Below are 2,272 nucleotides of genomic sequence, written 5' to 3' on the forward strand. Positions count from 1 at the left end.
AAATTCTTTAGGTTAGAATCGATGATGGTGTAAACGAAAAAGCAGCTTTTGCTTGCCAGTAACTGCCCTTTCGTTTACATCATTTTCGATTTGACCTAATTGAACAAAGTGAGCGTCCAGATAGCTATTACCTATGGTCTTTCAATCTTTTGCTCCTACCCATCATTATACTGGATTTTTCAACAACTGCAAGATATTATCTGGCATATCCAGTATAAATGGCATGATAATAAAACCTCAGCAACTGAGGCTTGAAAAAGATATGGATAACACATGCTAGCAGCGAAGTGGAACTTTTCGCTGTGGAGCACCAAGAGAACCACCGCATATTTTACAGACGCACACCTTGATTCCATAAAGGATATCCAGTTTTTCTGACATATCTTTCTCTCGAAGTCTGGAAAGATATTTTTTACAGCCAAGCAGGTTCCGGCAAAGGGTCAGTTTCTTGCTCTTCAAGCGGGAACATAACAGCCCGTAGTGACGGATTCTTACAAATCTTTTGGGTGGCACATGCATTAAAAAGCGACGAATAAATTCGACACCTGTTAGTGTAAGTTCTTTCCACTGTCCGTCATTCCGGTAGTCCTTTACAGAAAAGGTTACGGTATTTTCATCTATCCGAATGATACGGCGATTGCTGATAGCGATACGGTGTGTATATTTACCAAGATAATCAATCACAGACTGTGCACCGTTGAATGTCTTCTTACAGTAAGGCGCCCAGTCCTTCTCATAACAGGAATTCAAAAGTTCCTTAAAAGCATACTGGTTGCGATATTTCTCGGCGGTTCCGTGAAATGCAAGCTGGCTCTCTTTCCATAGCTTCTTGATGGTCTGCATATATTTTCCTTTGAAAACTCTGGATATCGCCTGAATAGGAAGAAAAAATTCTGTCCCATTATCCTTCCATTCATTTTTAGAGGTCAGGCCACCGCCAAGAAGAATCGTGTGGATATGCGGGTGATAGTTCATTTCGGAGCCCCACGTGTGCAGAATACAAAGGAATCCGACCTTAGCCCCTAAGTTCCTGGGTTCAGAAGTAAGTTCGTCTATTGTTTCAGATGCTGCATGATATAGCGCATCATAAAGAAGCTTTTGGTTGCTCAGAATCACGGGATTCAGTTCTTCCGGAACGGTAAACACAACGTGAAAATAAGGAGCATCCAGAACATCTTCACGACGTGCGTCCGTCCACATTTCCTTTGGAACCGCCTGGCACATGGGACAGCAGCGGTTGCGGCAGGAATTATAATGAATCTGAACGGAACCGCAGTCCTCACAGACACAGATATTTGCACCATAGGCACCCGTTTTACAGTTCATGATGTTACGGGCAGCTTTTATCTGTATAGGAGAAGGGGAATACTGTTCAAGATAGGCAGGATAAAAACGATAAAAGATATCCTGTATATTTGGCTCATTCATTTAAAGTACCCTCCCTGTGCAGCTGGTCAAAGGGACTGTGGATACCCATAAGAGATTTATTGCTCACATGAAGATAGACCTCAGTTGATTTTGGATCACGATGTCCAAGCAATGCCTGGATATTTCGCTGTTCCACACCCTGCTCCATTAAATGAGTAGCAAAACTGTGGCGAAGACAGTGGGGAGAGATTTTTCCGGTAAGACCTGCATCAGAAACAGAACGACGCATAACCTGTTCTAATGTATTGACCGTAAGATACTGACCGGTGAACTTATTCGGAAACAGGATATGAGTTGGCCGGCCATTCTTGAACCAGTATTCGGTGAGAAGCTGCAGGTTTTTCTCGGAGAGTATCGTATAACGATCCTGTCGGCTTTTGGTTTCCCTGACGTGAATCTGCATGTTCGTGCGGGAGATATCATTGTAATGAAGATGAATCACTTCAGAGACACGTAATCCAGAAGAATACATGGTAGCAAACATGGTTCTATATTTTATATCATCCGTTGAATCCAGAAGCTGGTTGATTTCGCTGATGGAAAGGACCGTCGGAAGCTTATGATCCAGAATCATGCGTGGAACTGTGATATCATTCCAGAGTATATGCAGTACATTCCGATAGAAGAAACGGATTGCAGAGTTATACAGGTTGAGCGTAGTAGCTTTCACGCCGGCATCTTTTTTAGCAAGCAGAAAATCACGGACATCCTGACAGGTCAGATCTTCTGGATCTTTGCCAAGATAGTTCAGGAAATAGGAAACATAGTTTTTATAGCAGGAAACAGAGCGTTCTTTAAGGTTACGTATTTTTCCTGCTTCTTCAAGTTTTGATAAATATTTTTC

Annotated in this window: 2 protein-coding genes; both read right to left on the reverse strand. The window is 42.4% G+C overall.

The window, feature by feature from the left end:
- Positions 1–276: 276 nt before the first annotated feature.
- Positions 277–1,428: an IS91 family transposase gene (locus HNQ56_RS23790; protein ID WP_429151017.1), complete on the reverse strand. Its 1,152-nt coding sequence runs from the start codon at positions 1,426–1,428 to the stop codon at positions 277–279.
- Positions 1,421–2,272 (reverse strand): tyrosine-type recombinase/integrase (locus HNQ56_RS23795; protein ID WP_429151018.1); only part of this gene is annotated, 852 nt, incomplete at its 5' end. The genes HNQ56_RS23790 and HNQ56_RS23795, both read right to left, overlap by 8 nt.

It is taken from the genome of Anaerotaenia torta (assembly GCF_050433395.1).
Classification (GTDB): Bacteria; Bacillota; Clostridia; order Lachnospirales; family Lachnospiraceae; genus Mobilitalea; species Mobilitalea torta.

What these genes read in the sequence shown, in the direction of transcription:
- HNQ56_RS23790 (WP_429151017.1), bottom strand. Translation starts at nt 1,428, where the DNA reads ATGAATGAGCCAAATATACAGGATATCTTTTATCGTTTTTATCCTGCC.